Origin of the sequence: Rhizobium sp. BK312 (assembly GCF_014193605.1) — a bacterium.
Taxonomy (GTDB): Bacteria; Pseudomonadota; Alphaproteobacteria; order Rhizobiales; family Rhizobiaceae; genus Rhizobium.
This window is the reverse complement of record NZ_JACHZP010000013.1, coordinates 1-17,893: the sequence shown is the minus strand read 5'-3', so window position 1 is coordinate 17,893 and position 17,893 is coordinate 1. Positions and strand designations below refer to the sequence as shown.

Here is a 17,893-nt window from a genome sequence, read left to right as displayed (position 1 = left end):
ATTTATGGAGCAGGACTCCAGAATTGCAAGGAAAATCCATGCAGCCTTTCCGAAAAATCGGGGCGCGGCGCTATACAAGCAACCGCGCCGCCCGCCCGTTCTTTCGTTCGGCACTGTTATAATAGCCGGCCGCCTGCGTCACTGACTTGTGCAGCGATTGCTGCATGGCTTCTTGCAGCGGCACTCCGCGGTTCGCCGCCTCGGTCAGATAGCCGGACCGCAGCCCATGCGCCGAAAACATCTCCGGATCGAGTCCAGCTTGGCTACAACGCGTTTTCAGGATCAGATTGACCGATTGCGGCGTCAGCGCGCGCCGGTCGATGTTCCCCCACTGGTCGATCCGCCGGAAGAGCGGTCCGCTCTCGATCCTCGCTTCTTCAATCCAGCGCTTCAACGCGACAACCGGCCGACCGATCAGAACGGCATGCGCCTGGTCTTCAACCGTCGTCGTCTTCGTGCGGCCGAGATGAACGGTCAGACACGGCAGGAGGGGGGAGGCGGGGTTTCGTGGATCGGCATGGACCTGGTCTTCATCGACCAGATCCTCGACCCGCAGGTCGGCAACTTCGGAGCGCCGGCGGCCGCCGGAGGCAAAGGCGGTCAGCAGCAAGGCGCGATCGCGAAGATCGACCAGGCGCTCGCCGTTACAGGTGGCCAGCAGCTTTGTCAGAACGTCGGCGGTGACCGCTCGTCTGCTCTTGCGGCGGCGTTGCCGGGGTGCGGCGCGGACTGCCAGTCGCAATGCGGCCTTCAGCGAGGGAGCGGTAAAGGATCCCGCTAGGCCACGCCAGCGGGAGAGGATCGACCATGAGGTGAGGCGACGCCTCACGGTATCGGGCGCGTGTGGGCCTTCGGCGCGCAGCAGGCCTTTGGCGCGCAACCCGATCTCGACGTCATCAGGCATGCCGTGGGAAGAATCCTCGGCCCGTTCGACCGGGTCCCAGAGATGATGAGCGACGAATTTCAGGAGTAGGCTCTCCGGCGCCGGCCAGGGGAGGGGAGCGCCGGTCGCCAACTCGCACCAGGCTTCGAGATAGCCCAGATCGGAGGCAAGTGCGCGCAGCGTGTTGGCGCCCATGCCCTCTTTGGCCAGATGCTTGAGGGTAGCGACATCCTCGTCGGTCAGCAGCGCGGCCAGCTGATCGCGGCGGGCAAACGGCAGGATGGCGTCGAGCGCATCGAGCTCTTCGGCGCGCGCCAGCACCGGATCGGCGGGGGAGACGCGGACGATAGTTTTCCTTGTCATTGGGTAGCCGATGCGGGATGACATCTCACGTCCGTCCGCCCGAAATCATTCCCCTTGAATAGCAAGGGCGCCTTGGCGATCGCGGCAACGGCGTACGAATAGCAGTCGCCCATATTAAGGCTGGCCGGATGGCGACCTTTGCCAAACAGGTCGAAGGCCTTCTCGGCAGCATAGTAATGCCGCTCGCCAAAGGCCACAGCGGTCACATTTGGCAAAGCGACGAGCTGTGAAATGATGGCTGCAGCGTTCGGAAAGCTCTTGCCGGTGAGCACCATTCGTGCCTCCAGTAAGGTCGGCCAGCCAATGACGACCTCCTCACGGGTGACGAGCGCATGAAACCGTTCAGCTTCGGGCTCTCGCAGCGACGTGGCCACAATCACCGACATATCGACGGCGATCATTTGGGCAAACCGTTTTCGTCGTAGAGATCATCGTGGGCGGAGGTGGTGCCGGGTGGCACGGACCGTCGACCCTCGGCCATCAGCTCCCAAAGCGTGTCGGCTGGCGTCTGTACCGGCTTTTGTCGCAGTTCTTGGTCGTAATGCTCAAGCGCGATCTCGACGAGCTTGTTGATTGGTTGGCCGGTGCGTCTGGCCAGCGCGTGCGCCAGATCGCGTGCCTTGCTGCTGCGGATGGAAAGGTGCGGTTCGGACATTTGGGCACTTCTGGCGCGGATATTATGCCGCAAAGATAGTGCTTTGGGCCGAAGATAGCAAGAAATTGCCATCAGATGGCTCATTATCGATACTTGAATCCTATCGATGGCTAGCGGTTAATGGTTCGGGTCGTTATCGATGACGGAAATTAGAGGTTGAATGGCTTCCGTGACAGAAAATAACATTGTTAATTCACATGGTTAATGAAGCGCAAACGTCACCAGCTTGCGCCAAGTTGACGATCACGGCCGCGCAGAATGAGACCACGTGCAATCGAGGCAGACTGAACCTGCCCGCGCGTCGGCGGCAGGCTCGGCCAAGCCACCGAGCGGACCGGTTCCGTCGGCAAACGCCCCGTTCCGGCCTATGCCGCCTCCCAGACCTGGTTCAGGATTTTTGCTGCAAGCGCCGCCTTATCTTGCGGCAGGAACCGGCCATAGTGCTGCTGCACCACATCCGGCGTATCCTGGATCGCGTAGCTCGCCTGTTCGTAGGAGCCTGTCTGCTTGAGGATATGGGTCGCCAGAATATCCCGGACATTGTGCGGCCCGTGCGGCAGCAGGCCCTTGATGGCGCCGCGACCGGTGTAAGGGTTGTAGATTCCATATCGTTGAATGACGGTCCGCCAGGCCTCATAGAAGGTCGTGGAGTCGTAAGCGGCGTCGGTGCTGGTCATCTTGACCGTTTTCACGAACAGGGTGCCGGGATCCTTCGCGCCGGCGAGCAACACCCCGCGATGCCGGTCGATATAGTCGTCGAGATATTTGTAGAGATCGAGCAGGTCGGGCAGGATCAGCCGGAGCGGTTTTTGACCGAAGAACGATGAGCCGGAGTTCTTGAAGGCCACGGACGGTATCAGCACTTCCCAGCCGCGCTCGCGGTCGCTCCAGCGCAGCTCCCCACACTTCATGTCTTCCAGCCGCCGCTCCGCCGTCGGAAAATGACCACGCGGGCAGACGCGTAGCTGACGAAGATTCTTCTGCCGCAGTCCAAGATGAAGTCCGAGCCGGAGCATCAGGAAGGAGCGGACGGCTTCTGCCGCCGGCCGCGGATAGAGATGTTCGTCCGGCATGCGCTTAAGGATCTCGTCGGTGATCTTGCGGTATTCGGCCAGCGGGCTGTCTGCCTCCAGGATCACCATGATCGGCTCGAAGGGATCGCGGTGCACCCGCATGACCCGCTGAACTTCCTTGGAGCGATTGGCAGCATGCCGGTGAATGCATCGCAAGCGCCATGCCAGTCGCGCGAAGCGAATTCGATCTCCTCTGGCGCGATAAGCCCTTCAATTGGGCGAACGTTCTTGAGAAGCTCCGGATGCTGTCGGATCCAGCCAACCTCGGCACGGGTGAGGGCTTGTGCGACCATCAGCATGTCCTCTTCCCATTTGGTATAGAAGCCGCGCCGCTGCTCGCGCCACTGCAGATACCAGTCCCAGACGCCCGGGAAGATCAGCAGACCGAAGGTCAGCTGGCTGAGGGGCACGCCGCGGCCCTTGACGATGCCGGCGGGTGAGGCGGCCAGCGCCCCGAACATCAGGCCAAGATGCTCGATCTTCTGCGAGGCCGTTTCCTCGCCCCACACGCCATTGCGCTGAAACCCGATCGCCGTCAGCGTCGACGTCTTGAAGCGGATCAGGTCCGCCATCTCCATCGCCAACCGTTGCGGCGCGTCGACCACGCCGGAAAGAAGGTCCGGATCCTCGAAGGATTCGTCCGCACTCTGACTGGCGCCGCTGGACAGCACGAGAGACCGGCGAGAGAGGGATCCGCCGCCATAGGTGATGCCGGGAAAGCGGATGGCATAACGTTGCTTGCTGGCCGCCGCCTGGTATCGGCAATAATCGGTCGAACCGGAGATGATGACACGCCGCACCCAGTCGATGATTTCCTCGAGCTTGGAAAACGGCAGGCTGCCAAAGTCGTCCGGCAGATGCCAGGCCAGTCGCCGTCGCTCGGCGGGACTGATATCACCAAGGTCATGCCCATTGAGCAAGCGCGCCTGATGCGGAAGCTTGGCCTTAAAATATCCTGGCGTCAGTTGATAGCGTCGTTCGATACGGGCGAGGATGTCGAAGCTGGCAATGGACCTCGGCGCGCGTTCACCCTGGATCCATGACAACAGGGTCTTGTGATCGAAGTTCTCGCCGAGACGAATGATCGCGCGATAGAGTTGCCAGTAACTGTCGCCGAACCGGCGCATCTGGTAGGTGAGGGCGTCCTGAAAGCTCTCGGGATCATCCGCCGCATCAAACAGCGGCTCGGGAAATTCCTGGATCGGTTTTGGTTTTGGGCCTGGCGATGCTGAGGCGGATTGAGCCGCGGTGCTGTCGCTGCCCAGCCGTTGCGGCTTGCGAGTGGAGGATGCGGTCGGTGCTGGCGTCCGATGATTGGGTTTGGTCAGTTTTGGTTTCGGCTTTGAATGCCGAACGTATTCCGCAGCGGGCGGCAGGCGGAGCCAGCGGAGGATGGCGTCGAGAGCAGGGCGCAGGTGGTTTTTCAGCTCCGGCGTCATCTCGTCTTCGATCTCGCACGCTTCACCGACCGCCTTCCAGTCGATGCGGCCGTTCAGCAACGGTGGTGATTTGCGGCAGATGATCAGGCTGATGAGGTATGGCCGGATATTTTCCAGGACGTGTTTCGCTGCGATCGGCGCGATACGCACGTCGCAGAAGCCTGAGATTTTTCGTTGAAAATGACGTGAGGAAATGTCTTCTTTTGGCATACTCGCATTTCATAGCTATCGGCCCAATGCCGAGGGCGAGCGGAAATAAAAGCTATCGTTTAAAAAACCATGTATCCCACCGGTCGGCCCTCCTCAAGGAGCGTGGCTGGATGGCGCTGGCAAAAGCATGTATGGTCCGCCTCGTCCGTGCAAGGGTACGCGACATCGCAAATGACGATTCCAGTTGCATAAATGTATCCGGCCTCTCGCGAGTGGGCTGCGGTTGCAGCCAGGCCATGATGAGATCCGCACACGCCGTTCCCAATAAATGGTTCGGGCACGAAGCCCGCTTTTTTGCACAGGGCTTACGGCATGTTGATCCACTGTTTCGTCATCACTATTCCCGAGCCTTGCAATCGAACCATGAGCATCAGGCGAATGCAGGGTCTCTGCGTTCGTAGAGTGCTCCGGGCTTGGTCAGGACGACCCAGACAATCCGGGCCATTTTAGCGGCAAATGCGACGACCGCTTTATTCGGGTGCATCCGAGCCTGAAGGCCATCCAGCCAGCTCCCCAGTCGATCTCTTGTCCGGTCAAGATGACGAAAGCAGGATCGTGCGCCATGTACGAGCAGTTTGCGAACGTAGCGATTTCCTCGCTTGCTGATGCCGAGAAGTTTCTGCTTGCCTCCGGTCGAGTACTCGCGAGGCACCAGGCCCAGCCAAGCAGCTAGGTCGCGGGCTTTCTGGAACTGCCGTCCACTGCCGACCGCCGCCAGAAGTGCGGTTGCACCCAAGGCTCCAATGCCGGGAATTGTCATGAGCCGTCGAGCCACATCCTCTCGACTAGCGATAGCTTCGATCTCGCGTGTGACGTCACCAATGCGTTGTTCCAATTGGCGTAGATCGGTGAACAGCTCTGCTAGCAGCTTACGCATCGCTGACGAAAGGTCGTTTGATTGATCCTCAAGAGCCTGGGGCAGGTCGAGCTTGAACAAGCCCGCGCCTTGGCGTAGCGCGATCCCGTATTCGAGGCAAAAAGCTCGCATCTGATTGATCAGGCGCGTTCGCGTGCCGATCATCTGGTCTCGCACCCGGTGCAAAGCCTGAAGATCGGCTTGTTCCTCGCTCTTGAGTGCAGCAAACCGCATCGTTGGCCGCGTGGCTGCCTCAGCGATCGCCTCCGCATCGATGATGTCGCTCTTGTTTGACTTGACGTAGGGCTTCACGAATTGCGCGGGGATCAAGCGCACCTTATGTCCGAGCGCCTGAATCTTCCGGGCGATCCATTGAGAGCCAGCGCAGGACTCCATGCCAACGATAGTCGGTGCGGCGCGCTGGAAGAACTGGAGCAGCGTGTCGCGTCGGAAACGAACCTTCTGGACCGGGATACCGTCGCTGCTCAGGCCGACGACATGGAAAATATTCTTGCCGATATCGATTCCGTACACCGCGGCAGGGCGCGGCACATTGCGTTTTGGCATTGCAACCTCCTTTGGTTTAGCCGCCTCATGGTGCAGCAGGAGGACGAGGCGGACCATCCCATTAATGATGGACCGGAAACTGGAGGGGCGCCGCCCGTCCTCAAAACTGTCGGAACTGGTCGTGGCGAAACCGCTCGACCTCACACTACAGGCGGCGCAGCCGATCGTTTTGGAGCTGGAGCTCAGGGAGATGACCGGGAGGGGGCGGTTTCGGGCGTGGGGGCGATATAACTAGACGCGTTTGCGACGGAGGATTTCAGGATGGGGCGACAGATCCCGAATTCGGTGATTGGGGCAACGGCATCGGTCATCGGACAACATTATTACAGCCACAGTAAGCTCGACACGCTCTTCATGGAAAGCGGGGCGCCAGGAGAGCCACCGGCGGGCAACTGCGAATCGAAGTGCGCTTCATGGCTTAGGAGATGTAACGAAGACGAAAGCATCGACGCCTTGAACGTCCTCGGCGAGGTGATCCAGGATTTCATGGAGCTTGAGCCGTACAATGGGAACGTTGAGAAGGGGCAGCAGCGAATTCGCGATGCGTTGGCGAAAAACAGCCTCTCATACCAGACGAATGGCCGCATTACACTTGCGGGCAGTGCGCCGGTTGCGGTTGGATTGGGCGACCTGCTTAAGCGTGGCGATTTCGCATCTCTTGAGCGCGAGTTTGAGCGCGCATATCAGCAGCTGGTCGGCGATCCGCATGCCGCCATCACGGCGGCGTGTGCGATCATCGAAGCCCTTTGCAAAATCTACATCGAAACGTTTGCGCTGGAGCTGCCTTCGAAAATGACGGTCGTGCCTTTGTGGCGCACGGTTCAAGCCCATCTTGGCTTGAACCCCGATGCAACGCTGGCTGAAGATCAGCGAAAGATGTTGCAGGGATTGGCCTCGGTTGTCGACGGCGTCGGCGCCTACCGGACACATATCGGTTCCGCACATGGAAGAGGAATTGCACCGCCGAAGATCTCGGTCTCGGAAGCGCGCCTGGCGGTCAATGCGGCACATAGCCTTGTGACCTTCATCATGGAGATTTGGCATGACCGAGATCGGTAACAGGGCCGGTAAAATCCCGCTGTCAATTGCAATCGCAAACTGAAATTGAAATCCTTGTTAGAAAGTCGGGCTGATTTTAACATCTAGACCCAACTGATTCAGGGTATTTCGCCGTTTCAAATCGGGAGCTGAGAGCGACACTGGGGCGACAATCCACGATAACGTAAATTTCGGCCGCGCCGCGGTAGTCGCCACTGGAACGTTCGTCAGCCGATCGCTTAATATGCTGCTGGATTGACGGCCAATCCTACTGCGGGAAACGCGACGCAATCGACCATGGCGAAACAATAAATGGCTCAGCACATCTTTTTTTCTTGGCAAAGTGATACTCCGAATGCTGTCGGGCGTTCGCTCGTCGAATGGGCGCTAGAAAACGCTATCGACACTCTGCAAGCTGACGCGGAAATCGATCCTGCCAACCGCGAAATTGCGATCGACAAGGACACACTGAATGTTCCCGGATCGCCATCCATTGCGGAGACGATATTTGGGAAAATTGACCTGGCTACCGCTTTCGTATCCGATCTCACTTTTGTCGCCCTGCGACCGAAGGGAGGCGGCATCCCAAATCCGAACGTCCTGATTGAGCATGGATGGGCGTTGAAATCGCTTTCCTCCAGGCGAGTAATTTCGGTCATGAACGTTGCGCTTGGTCATCCCGACGACCACGAGCTGCCTTTTGATCTGCGTCACGTTCGCCGGCCGATCTTCTACGCATGCCCGGAAAGCGCGACACCGGAGCAGAAGCGCGAGGCAAGACAGGGCCTTTCGAAGGCTCTTTATACTGCGTTGAAAGCGATCTTGACCGATGAGACCGCGCGGCCGTCATCAAACCATGACGTCCCACGCGAGTCCAATCCAAGAGATGTCGAATTGCTGACGCGTGTGCACAACCAGTTGCCCGAGGCGTTGCGTCTATTCCTCCACCAGCATAATTTTGGAACAGCTTTTCGCATTGGTCAGCTCGATCCAATCCACGAAATGAATGAGACATGGCGAGGTGCTCTTTACGAATTTCACGACGCAGAGGTTCAGGCCGCTTTCAAAGAATTGCGCCAGAAGGCGTCTGCTTTCGGCAACCTGATCCTCGAATGCATCTTCCCGATTGACTCCAACCCTCAAATGGGTTGGCCGAAAACTGACATCGATATTCGACAGGGCGTACAGCCGACGACTACGGAGGCGATCACCAGGATGAATGCGATGGCAGCCCAACTCTGTGAGGCTATCGACGGATTTGACCGCGTTGCCCGTGATCGCATCCCGATCGCACTCAATGCTGCCCGTGCTCCCAGTGTCGATCACCAGCGTGAACTTGCGGCTGCCGCTTTGCAGGAGCTGGTATTCGATGCAGGACGTGGCGAGGTTCCTCAGATAGTTAGCAAGCCGCGTCTAACCTTGCGTCTTGTGCCGTTCAAGGCGACTGAGAACCGTCGGCTGGACACTCGGCGAGTCATTGAACTCCTCCAGCGTTTCGCACCTTCGCCCGAGCTGAAATTTGAATCCAACGCCAACGGCCAACAATGGTGGAGCAACGCTCCTCCACGCCGCGTTGGTGACGGCCTCAATCCCGAGACATGGTGGCTCATGCGGTTGGTTCGCCCAGGCTACTTCGAATATCAAATCACGACGGGTCGGCGCGTTGATGACGACCCGGATACCCTTGTCGATGGAAGATTGGTCGAAGCTCTGATTGTCAGTAGTCTCGAGCGCATGATGGCAATAGCCACAGACCTCGATCTCGCCGGTCCTGCGTTGGTGACAATTTCTTTGGACGGTGTCGAAGACGTCAAATTGTCGGATGGCGGCTGGGCGGGAAGGCGAATCCGGCGACCTGACATTTTTCTTCCGACGGCTGAGCTGACCAGCATGTCGCTGGATCTCGCCGCCGCTCTCCATGAGCAAATAGATATTTTATGGCAGTCAGCGGGGAGACTAACTGGGTCTCCCTCATTTGAACGCGGCGAATGGGCCGGATATAGCGACGAGCAAAGCTACTTTGTCGACTATAGAGAACTCGCTTGCCGTTGAATTCCGCCCATATTTACTCCGGCAGCTGGCGTTCGGTTCTGCTAGCGTCCACGCCGACGCTATAAGGTCGAAATATGTCGCTTTAGCGCAATTTCTGCCCTGATCGGGCGCGCGGACAGGTTTGTTCCTTACCGCTTCTCGAATGACGCCGCGCCGGCTTTCATCACAGGCTGTCCACAGACGGAATGTCGGCAATTTCCAGGACTTAAGCAGCAGATAGGCCCAGCTCAAATTGTCAAGGATCGACAACAAGCCGACTTCCCAAGAAAATGCAATGCTGGTAACGTGACGATCGACTGAGTACTAGGATAAATTGAAGAGCCGGGCGCGTCGTCTTGCTCGGCATAGCATTGATACGACGGGACATTTTCAACTGATGAACATTTTGGTCCCGAACAACGTCCATCGTGATCAGCCCCAACTCTCAAACGTCGATGTCCAGCTCTTGGAGCGGCTTAACCAACGTGACGCAGATCCTGATTTCTGGTCTTCTCGCCAGCGCGACCGTTCCGATAGCGGTCACCGCTTCTTTCAGTACCCAGCAATGATGGTCCCTGTCGTCCAGCGTCGGCTCATCAAGGAGTTGATCGGCGTTCAGAGCGGAGTGGCCTCGATCTACGATCCCTTCATGGGATCGGGGACAACCCTTGTCAGCGGCATGCATTTCGGGCTGTCCGTCTACGGTACTGACATCAATCCGCTTGCCGTTCTGATTTCTCAAGTCCGCACGGCGAAGGTGATTGATGGCGACGTCGGAAGGAAGCTTGAAAAGGTTGTGAAGCGCGCATCCGCCGATGGCTCGTTCGTCATCGAAACCGATATTCCCAATATCGACAAATGGTTCAAGCCAGAGGTCGCTGTCGAGCTTTCACGTCTGCGGCGAGCCATCAGATCGATCGACGCATCGTGGGCGCGCAAGTTCTTCTGGGTGGCTCTCGCCGAAACGGTGCGCCTTGCCGGCAATGATAGAACGTCTACGTACAAGTTGCATGTTCGTCCGGCAGACGAGATTGCGCGTCGTGACATATCGCCAATCGTGATGTTTCAGTCGATTGGTGAGGGCAATATTGCGAGCCTGACTGCCTTCCGAGAGGCGCTTCGTGACGCGAACACCGTAACCGGCCAGGGTTCGTATGTCGCGGACAGCCGTGTCAGGCTTTTGGACGTTCGGGGTGACCTTAAGGAGAGGTGGATGGGAAAGACGCCCTTTGACCTCGTCATGACGTCCCCTCCTTACGGAGATAACCACACGACGGTGACCTATGGTCAGCACTCCTACCTGCCTCTCGCATGGATCGATTTTGAGGATATTGACCGCGAGGCGGATCAGGGCGCGCTCAGCACCACCCATGAGATCGATAGCCGAAGCCTTGGGGGACGAGGCACGCTTTCGCAGCAAGATACCGACCGATTGTTTGATACGTCGCCTTCTTTGAAGGTATTTGTCGAAAGCCTATCGACGGCCTCCACCAAAGCTAGAAATCGCCTTTTCCGGTTCTATCATGACTTCTCTCAGAGCATCTCGCAGATTGCAGGCGTTCTGCGCCGCGATGGATATATGATCTGGACCGTTGGGAACCGTAACGTCACCGGCAGGCAAGTCCCGACCGATGAAATTCTCAAAGAAATGCTGGAAGGCGTTAGGTGCGCTCACGTCGTGACCTTGTCCCGGCAGATCCATCACAAGCGGATGCCGACAAGAAACGCGACTTCGGCGACAATGCGCGAAGAAAAGATCCTTATCGTTCGAAAATCGAGAGATTGACAGTGACTCGCCGACCGCACTTTGAAATCAGCGCATCGGTCGTTCGCCAGCTCGGCGACGAGCTGGTGTCCGATGAGGTCACGGCGATCGTCGAGCTCGTGAAGAACGCCTATGACGCCGATGCCGACTTCGCTCATGTCGAAGTCGATACCTCCGCTCATCCAACCCTAGACGGCACGCAATTTCCGAACGCGCGGGGTTTCATCACCATCGAGGACGATGGGATGGGGATGAGTGAAAGCGATATCAACGACGGCTGGCTGGTGATCTCGCTATCGAAGAAGCGCGAGATGAAGGTCAAGGGGGAAACGACGCCAAAGGGGCGAACGCCGCTTGGAGACAAAGGCCTTGGCCGTCTAAGTACCCAGAAACTTGGCGACAATCTCGAGATCGTGACGCGCAAGGACGGTCGAGACGAAACGACGCACGTCGCCTTCTCGTGGAAGGAATTTACCGATGATAAAGGCTTGAGCACTGTCCCGGTCGAGTTGAACCCCGCGAAAAGCCCACGGCGCAAAGGCTCGTTGCTGGCAATCTCCGATTTGCGCCATCCCGATGTCTGGAAAGGAGCGAGCGAGAGGAAGCTTATAACGGACCTTTCGCAGATCATCTCGCCATTCGAAGCCGCGAGGCCGTTCCTCGTTACCCTGAAGATCGACGGTAAGGAAAAGGATCTCGGACAGGTTTCCAGCCAGGTGCGCAACGCGGCCGTCGGCAAGTTCACGCTCGACTATCGAAATGGTGTCCTGGAGGTGCGGGGTAAGATACGTCTCGCCAAGTTCCGAGGCAATCAAAGGGGCGAAGACCTCGAATTTTTTGAGAAGAATGTAATTCCATCGAATGGCAAAGATTTCTACAGCTTTTTGTTGGGCCAAAAGCCCGTCGTTGAATTGAGTTATAGCAGCGACCCCGCTTATTTCGTCGAGTTCGTTCACCGCGTAAACTTCTCGTCGCTGGGCGGAGTGGAATCCATTAGAGACGATACGGGCCAAGCGAGCTGCCTTGCTGATCCTGGCCCATTCTCCGGCGAGATTGACGAATTCTTGCTCCGCAATGATGAAAGCGGCTTGCAGCTCAGCGGCCTGTCCGAGCACGCAATGATTTCGGATACGGTCAAAGCGCATGTCGGCGTCAAGATCTTCCGTGATGGCTTTGGAGTTCGTCCCTATGGCGTGAACGGGGAAGATTGGCTGCGGCTCGGCGCCCAGCAGACAAGCGGTGGGTCGTGGTACGGAATAAGACCCCAAAACGTCATCGGTTACATCAAGATCTCCGAAAAGGAGAACGGCAAGCTCAAGGAGAAGACTGACCGAGAGGGCTTCGTGTCCGACCCCTATTCTCGCAATTTTACAAAGCTTGCGTTGCACGCCACGGGCACGATCGAGACATTCTACGAATGGATCAGACGCTCCTACAACTCTTATCGGCTGAGCAGGATCCAGTCGGACGCTCCGCTAGAAAGTGGCAGGGAAATCGTTCACAAGGCGTCGTCATTGGCGCAGCAGGTGTCCGCATACGCTCAGACGGCTGAGAAAGTCGAGCGCGCTGCCGCAACAGCGGAAACCAGGGTCCAGGCGGTCTCAAAAAAGATTGAAGAAACGCCGCTTCTTTCAAGTGATACGGAACGCGAGCTGGCCGAACTTTTGGCCGAAGCGCGCGATGCTCTCTCAAGTTCCACCGCGTTGTTTGCTCAGCTTCAGTCATACGCCGCACAAGGCCGCGAGCTAGCCAACATGGTCCGCACTGTCGCGCCGCGGCTCGATATTCTCAATGACCAGCTCTCAGACTTTTCGGAGCTGGCCGGCGTCGGCATCCTGGCGGAGTCGTTGTCCCATGAGGTCGAGAACCAAACAGATCGGCTGATGCAACGGGCGAGTTCGGCCTCTGAAAAGGCACGAAAAGCCACGCCTCCGAATGTCGATCTCCTCGTGTTTGCCCAAGAAATCACGTCGATCGCATTGGCCATGCGCCGTCAGATTGGCCACCTGACACCGTCCTTACGGTTCCGGCGCGACAAGCTGGAAACTTTCCGCATTTCCTCGCTGCTCGCCGACACGCAGACATATTTTTCCGAACGATGGGCGGCCGACGGTTCGTCCATAAATTTAGATACCAGCAATGATTTTCAGGTGAGAACGAACCGCGGCCGGCTAATGCAGGTCATCGACAATCTGTTTTTGAATTCGGAATACTGGCTCCGTCAGTCTGAGCCAAATGCAGGAGGTCCCGGGGTTTTCGTAGAGTGCCGAGCGCCATTCATGCGGATCTGGGACAACGGCCCCGGCGTCGATCCTTCAGTTGAAGCTTCGCTCTTCCAACCCTTCGTTTCGCTCAAGCCAAAAGGCGAGGGCAGGGGGCTTGGACTGTTTATCAGTGGGCAAATTCTACAATCTATGGGATGTGGCATTGCCTTGTTGCAAGAAAGAAATCAACATGGCCGTAGATATAAGTTTGAGCTTGATCTATCAGGAATTGTAGATGGAAAGTGATTGGGTCATCGAGCCAGCCGAAGACTTTCGCGCATACACCACGAAGGCCTTCAAGCAACTCAAAATCGCCCGCGTCGTATTGGTCGACGATCTAGCCGCAACCAACGTCGATGCGGCGGCGGTCATGAAGGCTGCGCTCACCTCCGATGAAGCCAAAACGAAACTACAACCCTTTTTCGAAGGCATTGATATATCCATTGAAAACAGTGCGCTTGGCAGCCAATTGACTGTCAAACTCGACCAAATGCCGGGAGACGAGGTCGTAAAGATCAAGGCCGCCCTCGACGGTGCCGGTCCGTCCCCGGATGCGGAGGATGTAGCACTTCTGACCGAGCGAATTCCGAAAGAATTCGAGGTGATCGTCTTGAGCCCGGAGAAATGGGCTCAACAGCAAGATGAGTTACTGAACTGGTGTTTGGGAGACAGGCGAACTCTGTTTCTCTTTGATCAGGATCTGGATGTCGACGGGCTTGACCTGGGCTTCTCAAAGGGAGCCGACATCATAAAAAACATCTCGGACAACCATGCCGAATATTTCGGTTCTCGATGGTTTTGCGGAATCATTTCGCATACGCTGAAGAAAGGCGATGAAGTCGAGAGATGGAAGCTTTTTGAGACCGAGTTCGGCATCAGCCTTCGGTTTTTCATGCCGATCGCTAAGGAAAACCTCCGTGCAGAGGGTGATTTCTTCCTCGCGATCTATCGGACACTGATCAATATCTACTGTGAGCATATGAAGACGCTCACCGAAATCGGGCTGCAGAAGTCGCTAAGTGCGGCGCTCGAACGGCTTGATGCGCTGGACCCGCTCGATTTTGAGCACATCATTGTCAAATCCTCCGAGAAAGAAGGCGTGTCGGAACTTGAGACGCTGCTTCGTGTCTATAGCATATTTCATCGTGACCAGGTCAAACTGGAGTTCCTCAAGGAAGCGACGTCGAGCCAGTTTTCCGACGCAGCCATTGCCGTGAAATCGATCGCTGATGTTCGACGAAACGTCGCTCTCGATTCGAGAGAACGGCTCTTGAAACTGCGGGTGACCGAAGTTTATGAGCAAGCTAATCTCGTCAATGGATTTAACGACCCCTTGCGAAACGGGGACGTCTTCGAGGCGACGTTTGGTTCTACGACTGAGCAATTCATCCTGATTGCCCAACCCTGCGACCTTATGGTTCGCAAGAATGGTCAGCGAAGCCGTGAAGATAATTTCAAAGTCGCTGTCGTTGCTCCGATCGAGGTCGTCCCAGCGAGTGCGTCACAGCCTCGAAAATCCGATACATTTCTCCTGCCAAACTTCGGTGCCGACGGTAACGCGGTCGGGATCATAAACTTTGCGAAGGCGACCGTTGCGAACCTTCGGATCCTTGATCTTGCCGTTATGCATAAAAGCGGTCACTGCGATGTCGACCCAAAAACCCTGAGGTCTGAAGCGGTTGGTTTTGCGAGCCGAGCTTGGGCGGAACGTGCAAAGGAGATCGCCAAATATTTCGACAAGATCGCTAAGCAAATCGAGGCCGCACGGAAAGATCATGGTGACGGAGTTGCCGACTTGATAGCGAAGGCAATCATACCGCGTGCAGCAATGTCGAAGAAATTTGCGGAACTTGGAACCTATCAGGGCTCGAAATTCTCCTACCCCCTCAACAGAGTGAATAGAGTTCGCGATCCCCTCGCGACGTCGCTTTTGTCAGCCTTTGGTGTCTATCTCTCACGCGACGCGTACGAGCACGATTTTTCCGAAGTTGATTGAGCTCCGGCGCGGACCTCTCATTTACAATGACATGTTTGCGCGGAGGTCGAAGCAGGCACGGATCATCAGGACGTTGGATGGGGCGGCAATGAGCGACTATGACTTTCACCAACTGGCACCCCTGGAATTCGAACGGCTAGCACGCGACCTCGTTCAAGCAGAGGAAGGGATCACGCTCGAGAGCTTCAAAGAGGGCAGAGATTTCGGAATAGACTTTCGCTACGCGCGGGGCACCGAAAACACGATCATCCAGTGCAAGCACACTGTACGCGGTGGTCTAACAAGCCTCTTATCTGCATTGAGGAAGGAGGCGCCGAAGGTCAAGAAACTCGATCCGACGCGCTATTTGCTGATAACATCCATTCCGCTCTCGCCGGCGAATAAGGCGAAGATCCAAAAGATTATTGGCGAGAAATATCTGCTGCAGGCCGATATTTGGGGACAGGATCAGCTCAACGGTTTGCTATCACGGCACGAGGCGATCGAACGCAGCCATTTTAAGCTGTGGCTTGCGAGCACGGCAGTGCTTGACACTGTGCTCCACAACGATGTCGTGACCCAGACAGATTTCGAGGTCCGCAGAGCTTATAATAATATCCGAAAATATGTTCAGAGTTCTTCCTACGCAGCAGCTTTAGACGTGCTCGAAAAAGAACGCGTTGTCGTGATCTCCGGTTCGCCGGGAGTTGGAAAATCGACGCTCGCCAACGCGCTTTTGTATCGCCATCTCGAATGGGGCTACCTGCCCGTCGTGATCAAACGTGACATTGGTGAGGGCCAGCAGCTACTCCGGTTCGGTAAGATGCAGATCTTTCACTATGATGACTTTATGGGAGCAACATTCCTCGGCGATCAAAATTCGCCGCTGGATAAGAATGGCGATCGATCGATCCTAGATTTCGTGGAGATGGTGAAGGAAACACCACATTCACGGATCATCTTGACCAGCCGCGAGCACATTTTTTCGCAGGCTCTCGCCAGTTCGGAGCGGCTACGACAGAGCGATTTGAATCTCCGGAAGGTGGTGGTCGAGGTCGGTCAATACGGTAAACGGCAAAAGGCGGAGATCCTTTATAACCATATCTATTTCAGCGATCTGCCCGACGAGTACAGAGCTGCACTGCTGGAAAAGGACTTCTATCTTCAAATCCTGAAGCATCCAAAGTTCAATCCTCGTCTGATCGAATGGCTCTCGAGCTATCAACGGGTAAAGGCGAACGCGGTCGAGAACTATCAAGGCTTTATCAAGCGCCTTTTGGATAACCCATCCGAAATCTGGATGCATGCTTATCGCGAACAGTTGAGCGAACCTGGGAGGAGCATGCTGCTGGCGCTCTATTCTTACGACGGCAAAATCGGCCAGGATTTGCTGCGACGCGCGTTCGAAAGCCTGCATAGGTCGCGTGCGAAACGCTACAATTTTTCCATTAAGCCCGAGCATCATGCTGACGCTGTCGCAGAACTCGCCAACGGCTTCGTTCGTCCGACGCAACATGGCGGTGTCGAAGTGATCGATCCATCAGTCATGGATCTCATGAATAGCGTGATGTTGGGGGCGCCTCAAAATGCGGTGGACCTTGCCCTCGCCATGGTCAACCCAAGTCAACTCGAGCGGATTTGGAGAGTGGCGACAAGTATCGGCAAAGCCAACGTGCTTCCTGAGCTTGACGAAGCCATGGGCGAGATCGCTCCAAACCTCGAAGCCACTTTGCTTGCCGATCGCCGCCTTCGACACGGTGATGCAATTTTTTCTTTTAGCCTGACCTATGAACAGCGGCTGAATTTGCTGCTCTCGATCTACCAGGAAACCTCCGGCGCGGCGCTCCTGCCCATCATTCAAAAGCTTCTCGAGAGGATGAAACAGGAGTGGCTCGAAGACGGCGTCGACATTTCCGATGCCGCGGCGCTGGTGCAGGCGCTGCCGAAAGTTAGGCGCCTATCGGACAATAAGAAAGATGAGATCCAAAACACGGTCCGCGCAGCTCTTGTGTCGCATCTGCAGCAGACCGGAGCTCGACCCGAAGAATTGCGAGGCGTCATCGTGGCCTTCGGAAATGACCCCGCGATGACTGATGCTTTGGTGCAATCCTATGGCCACTATCGACACAACTATTTCGCTGATGATCTCGATCAAGTGAGGAGCAAACAGGAATACGAAGCGCTTATCGAAGATCTGACCTTTCTTCAGTCGGCAATTGGGGTAGACGCCGAGGGACCAATCGATGCGGCTCAAACAGGCCTGAACGAATTAGAAGAGAATGAAGATGCTTACGCCGACGCACATCAGGACGATTGGAAGGATCAACTGCAAGCCGAGCGTGCAAGCGACAACGACATCCGCGACATGTTTGGATCGCTAAAGGATGGCTGAAGTTGAAGGTCGCTCTCCCAAGGGGAGTGCGCAGCAAAGAGCCTAGTTCTTGAACCTTAAGAGTTGGTGGCGCGCCGTTGGTTGTCTGCATCTTCGGTCCGAGTGGCGTAACCCGCCTCTAGTCGGAATGCAGATGCTGCTTCGCAGACAGTCACTTTCGAAATTGTCGAAATGCAGGAGGAAGCCAAGTCGCCGCAGAAACCTGAGGTATCCGCCGAAAAACATCGATTGGGCTTGTCGCAAAGGGTTCTGTTGCAAAATTGAGGTAGTCGCGTCGACCGATTGCTACGGCTGCTCAGAACGCGGCAGCCAGGCTCTCAACCTGATTAGAGATTGACGGGTTGGCAGCGTAAGCGTCCTGCAGTTGGCGCTTTCGTAGCAT

General features: G+C 56.4%; 10 protein-coding genes and 3 pseudogenes. 7 read left to right on the top strand and 6 right to left on the bottom strand.

Translation table 11 applies throughout. The annotated features are described in order from the left end of the window. Window positions 1-70 precede the first annotated feature (70 nt). From FHT85_RS27670 to FHT85_RS27650, 5 genes and pseudogenes are all read right to left on the bottom strand, one after another. Window positions 71-1,246, bottom strand: coding sequence for a site-specific integrase (locus tag FHT85_RS27670; RefSeq protein WP_112413151.1), 1,176 nt, complete (start codon window positions 1,244-1,246; stop codon window positions 71-73). Further along, window positions 1,243-1,647, bottom strand: a complete 405-nt coding sequence (locus FHT85_RS27665) for a type II toxin-antitoxin system VapC family toxin (RefSeq protein WP_112413152.1) — start codon at window positions 1,645-1,647, stop codon at window positions 1,243-1,245. The genes FHT85_RS27670 and FHT85_RS27665 overlap by 4 nt, the downstream gene beginning before the upstream one ends. Next, window positions 1,644-1,901: a type II toxin-antitoxin system VapB family antitoxin gene (locus tag FHT85_RS27660; RefSeq protein WP_112413153.1), complete on the bottom strand. Its 258-nt coding sequence runs from the start codon at window positions 1,899-1,901 to the stop codon at window positions 1,644-1,646. The genes FHT85_RS27665 and FHT85_RS27660 overlap by 4 nt, the downstream gene beginning before the upstream one ends. 365 nt (window positions 1,902-2,266) lie before the next feature. Then, window positions 2,267-4,623, bottom strand: a pseudogene (locus FHT85_RS27655) (hypothetical protein). A 370-nt stretch (window positions 4,624-4,993) separates the two neighbouring features. Beyond that, window positions 4,994-6,046, bottom strand: a complete 1,053-nt coding sequence (locus FHT85_RS27650) for an IS110 family transposase (protein WP_183774629.1) — start codon at window positions 6,044-6,046, stop codon at window positions 4,994-4,996. A 64-nt stretch (window positions 6,047-6,110) separates the two neighbouring features. On the opposite strand from FHT85_RS27650, the pseudogene FHT85_RS27645 reads away from it, so the two are divergent. The 7 genes and pseudogenes from FHT85_RS27645 to FHT85_RS27620 form a co-directional block, all read left to right on the top strand. After that, window positions 6,111-6,281: pseudogene (locus FHT85_RS27645) on the top strand (helix-turn-helix domain-containing protein); the annotation flags it as partial. Window positions 6,282-6,307: 26 nt separating this feature from the next. After that, the gene (locus tag FHT85_RS27640) at window positions 6,308-7,105 is read left to right on the top strand and encodes an abortive infection family protein (RefSeq protein WP_183774626.1); all 798 of its coding nucleotides are present in this window, start codon (window positions 6,308-6,310) and stop codon (window positions 7,103-7,105) included. Window positions 7,106-7,396: 291 nt separating this feature from the next. Continuing rightward, window positions 7,397-9,136, top strand: a complete 1,740-nt coding sequence (locus FHT85_RS27635) for a hypothetical protein (protein WP_183774623.1) — start codon at window positions 7,397-7,399, stop codon at window positions 9,134-9,136. A 313-nt stretch (window positions 9,137-9,449) separates the two neighbouring features. Continuing rightward, window positions 9,450-10,901 (top strand): hypothetical protein, encoded by a 1,452-nt coding sequence (locus FHT85_RS30705; protein WP_246780122.1) that lies wholly within the window; start codon window positions 9,450-9,452, stop codon window positions 10,899-10,901. A gap of 2 nt (window positions 10,902-10,903) precedes the next feature. Next, complete coding sequence (locus FHT85_RS27630) at window positions 10,904-13,390, top strand: ATP-binding protein (RefSeq protein WP_312861369.1); 2,487 nt, start codon at window positions 10,904-10,906, stop codon at window positions 13,388-13,390. Next, window positions 13,380-15,140, top strand: a complete 1,761-nt coding sequence (locus tag FHT85_RS27625) for a hypothetical protein (RefSeq protein WP_183774618.1) — start codon at window positions 13,380-13,382, stop codon at window positions 15,138-15,140. Before FHT85_RS27630 ends, FHT85_RS27625 begins: the two co-directional genes overlap by 11 nt. An 88-nt stretch (window positions 15,141-15,228) precedes the next feature. Then, entirely contained in the window at window positions 15,229-17,511 is a 2,283-nt protein-coding gene (locus tag FHT85_RS27620; RefSeq protein WP_183774615.1) for a restriction endonuclease, read from the top strand. Between the two features lie 295 nt (window positions 17,512-17,806). Here FHT85_RS27620 and FHT85_RS27615 read toward each other — a convergent pair. Then, a pseudogene (locus FHT85_RS27615) lies at window positions 17,807-17,893 on the bottom strand (IS6 family transposase); the annotation flags it as partial.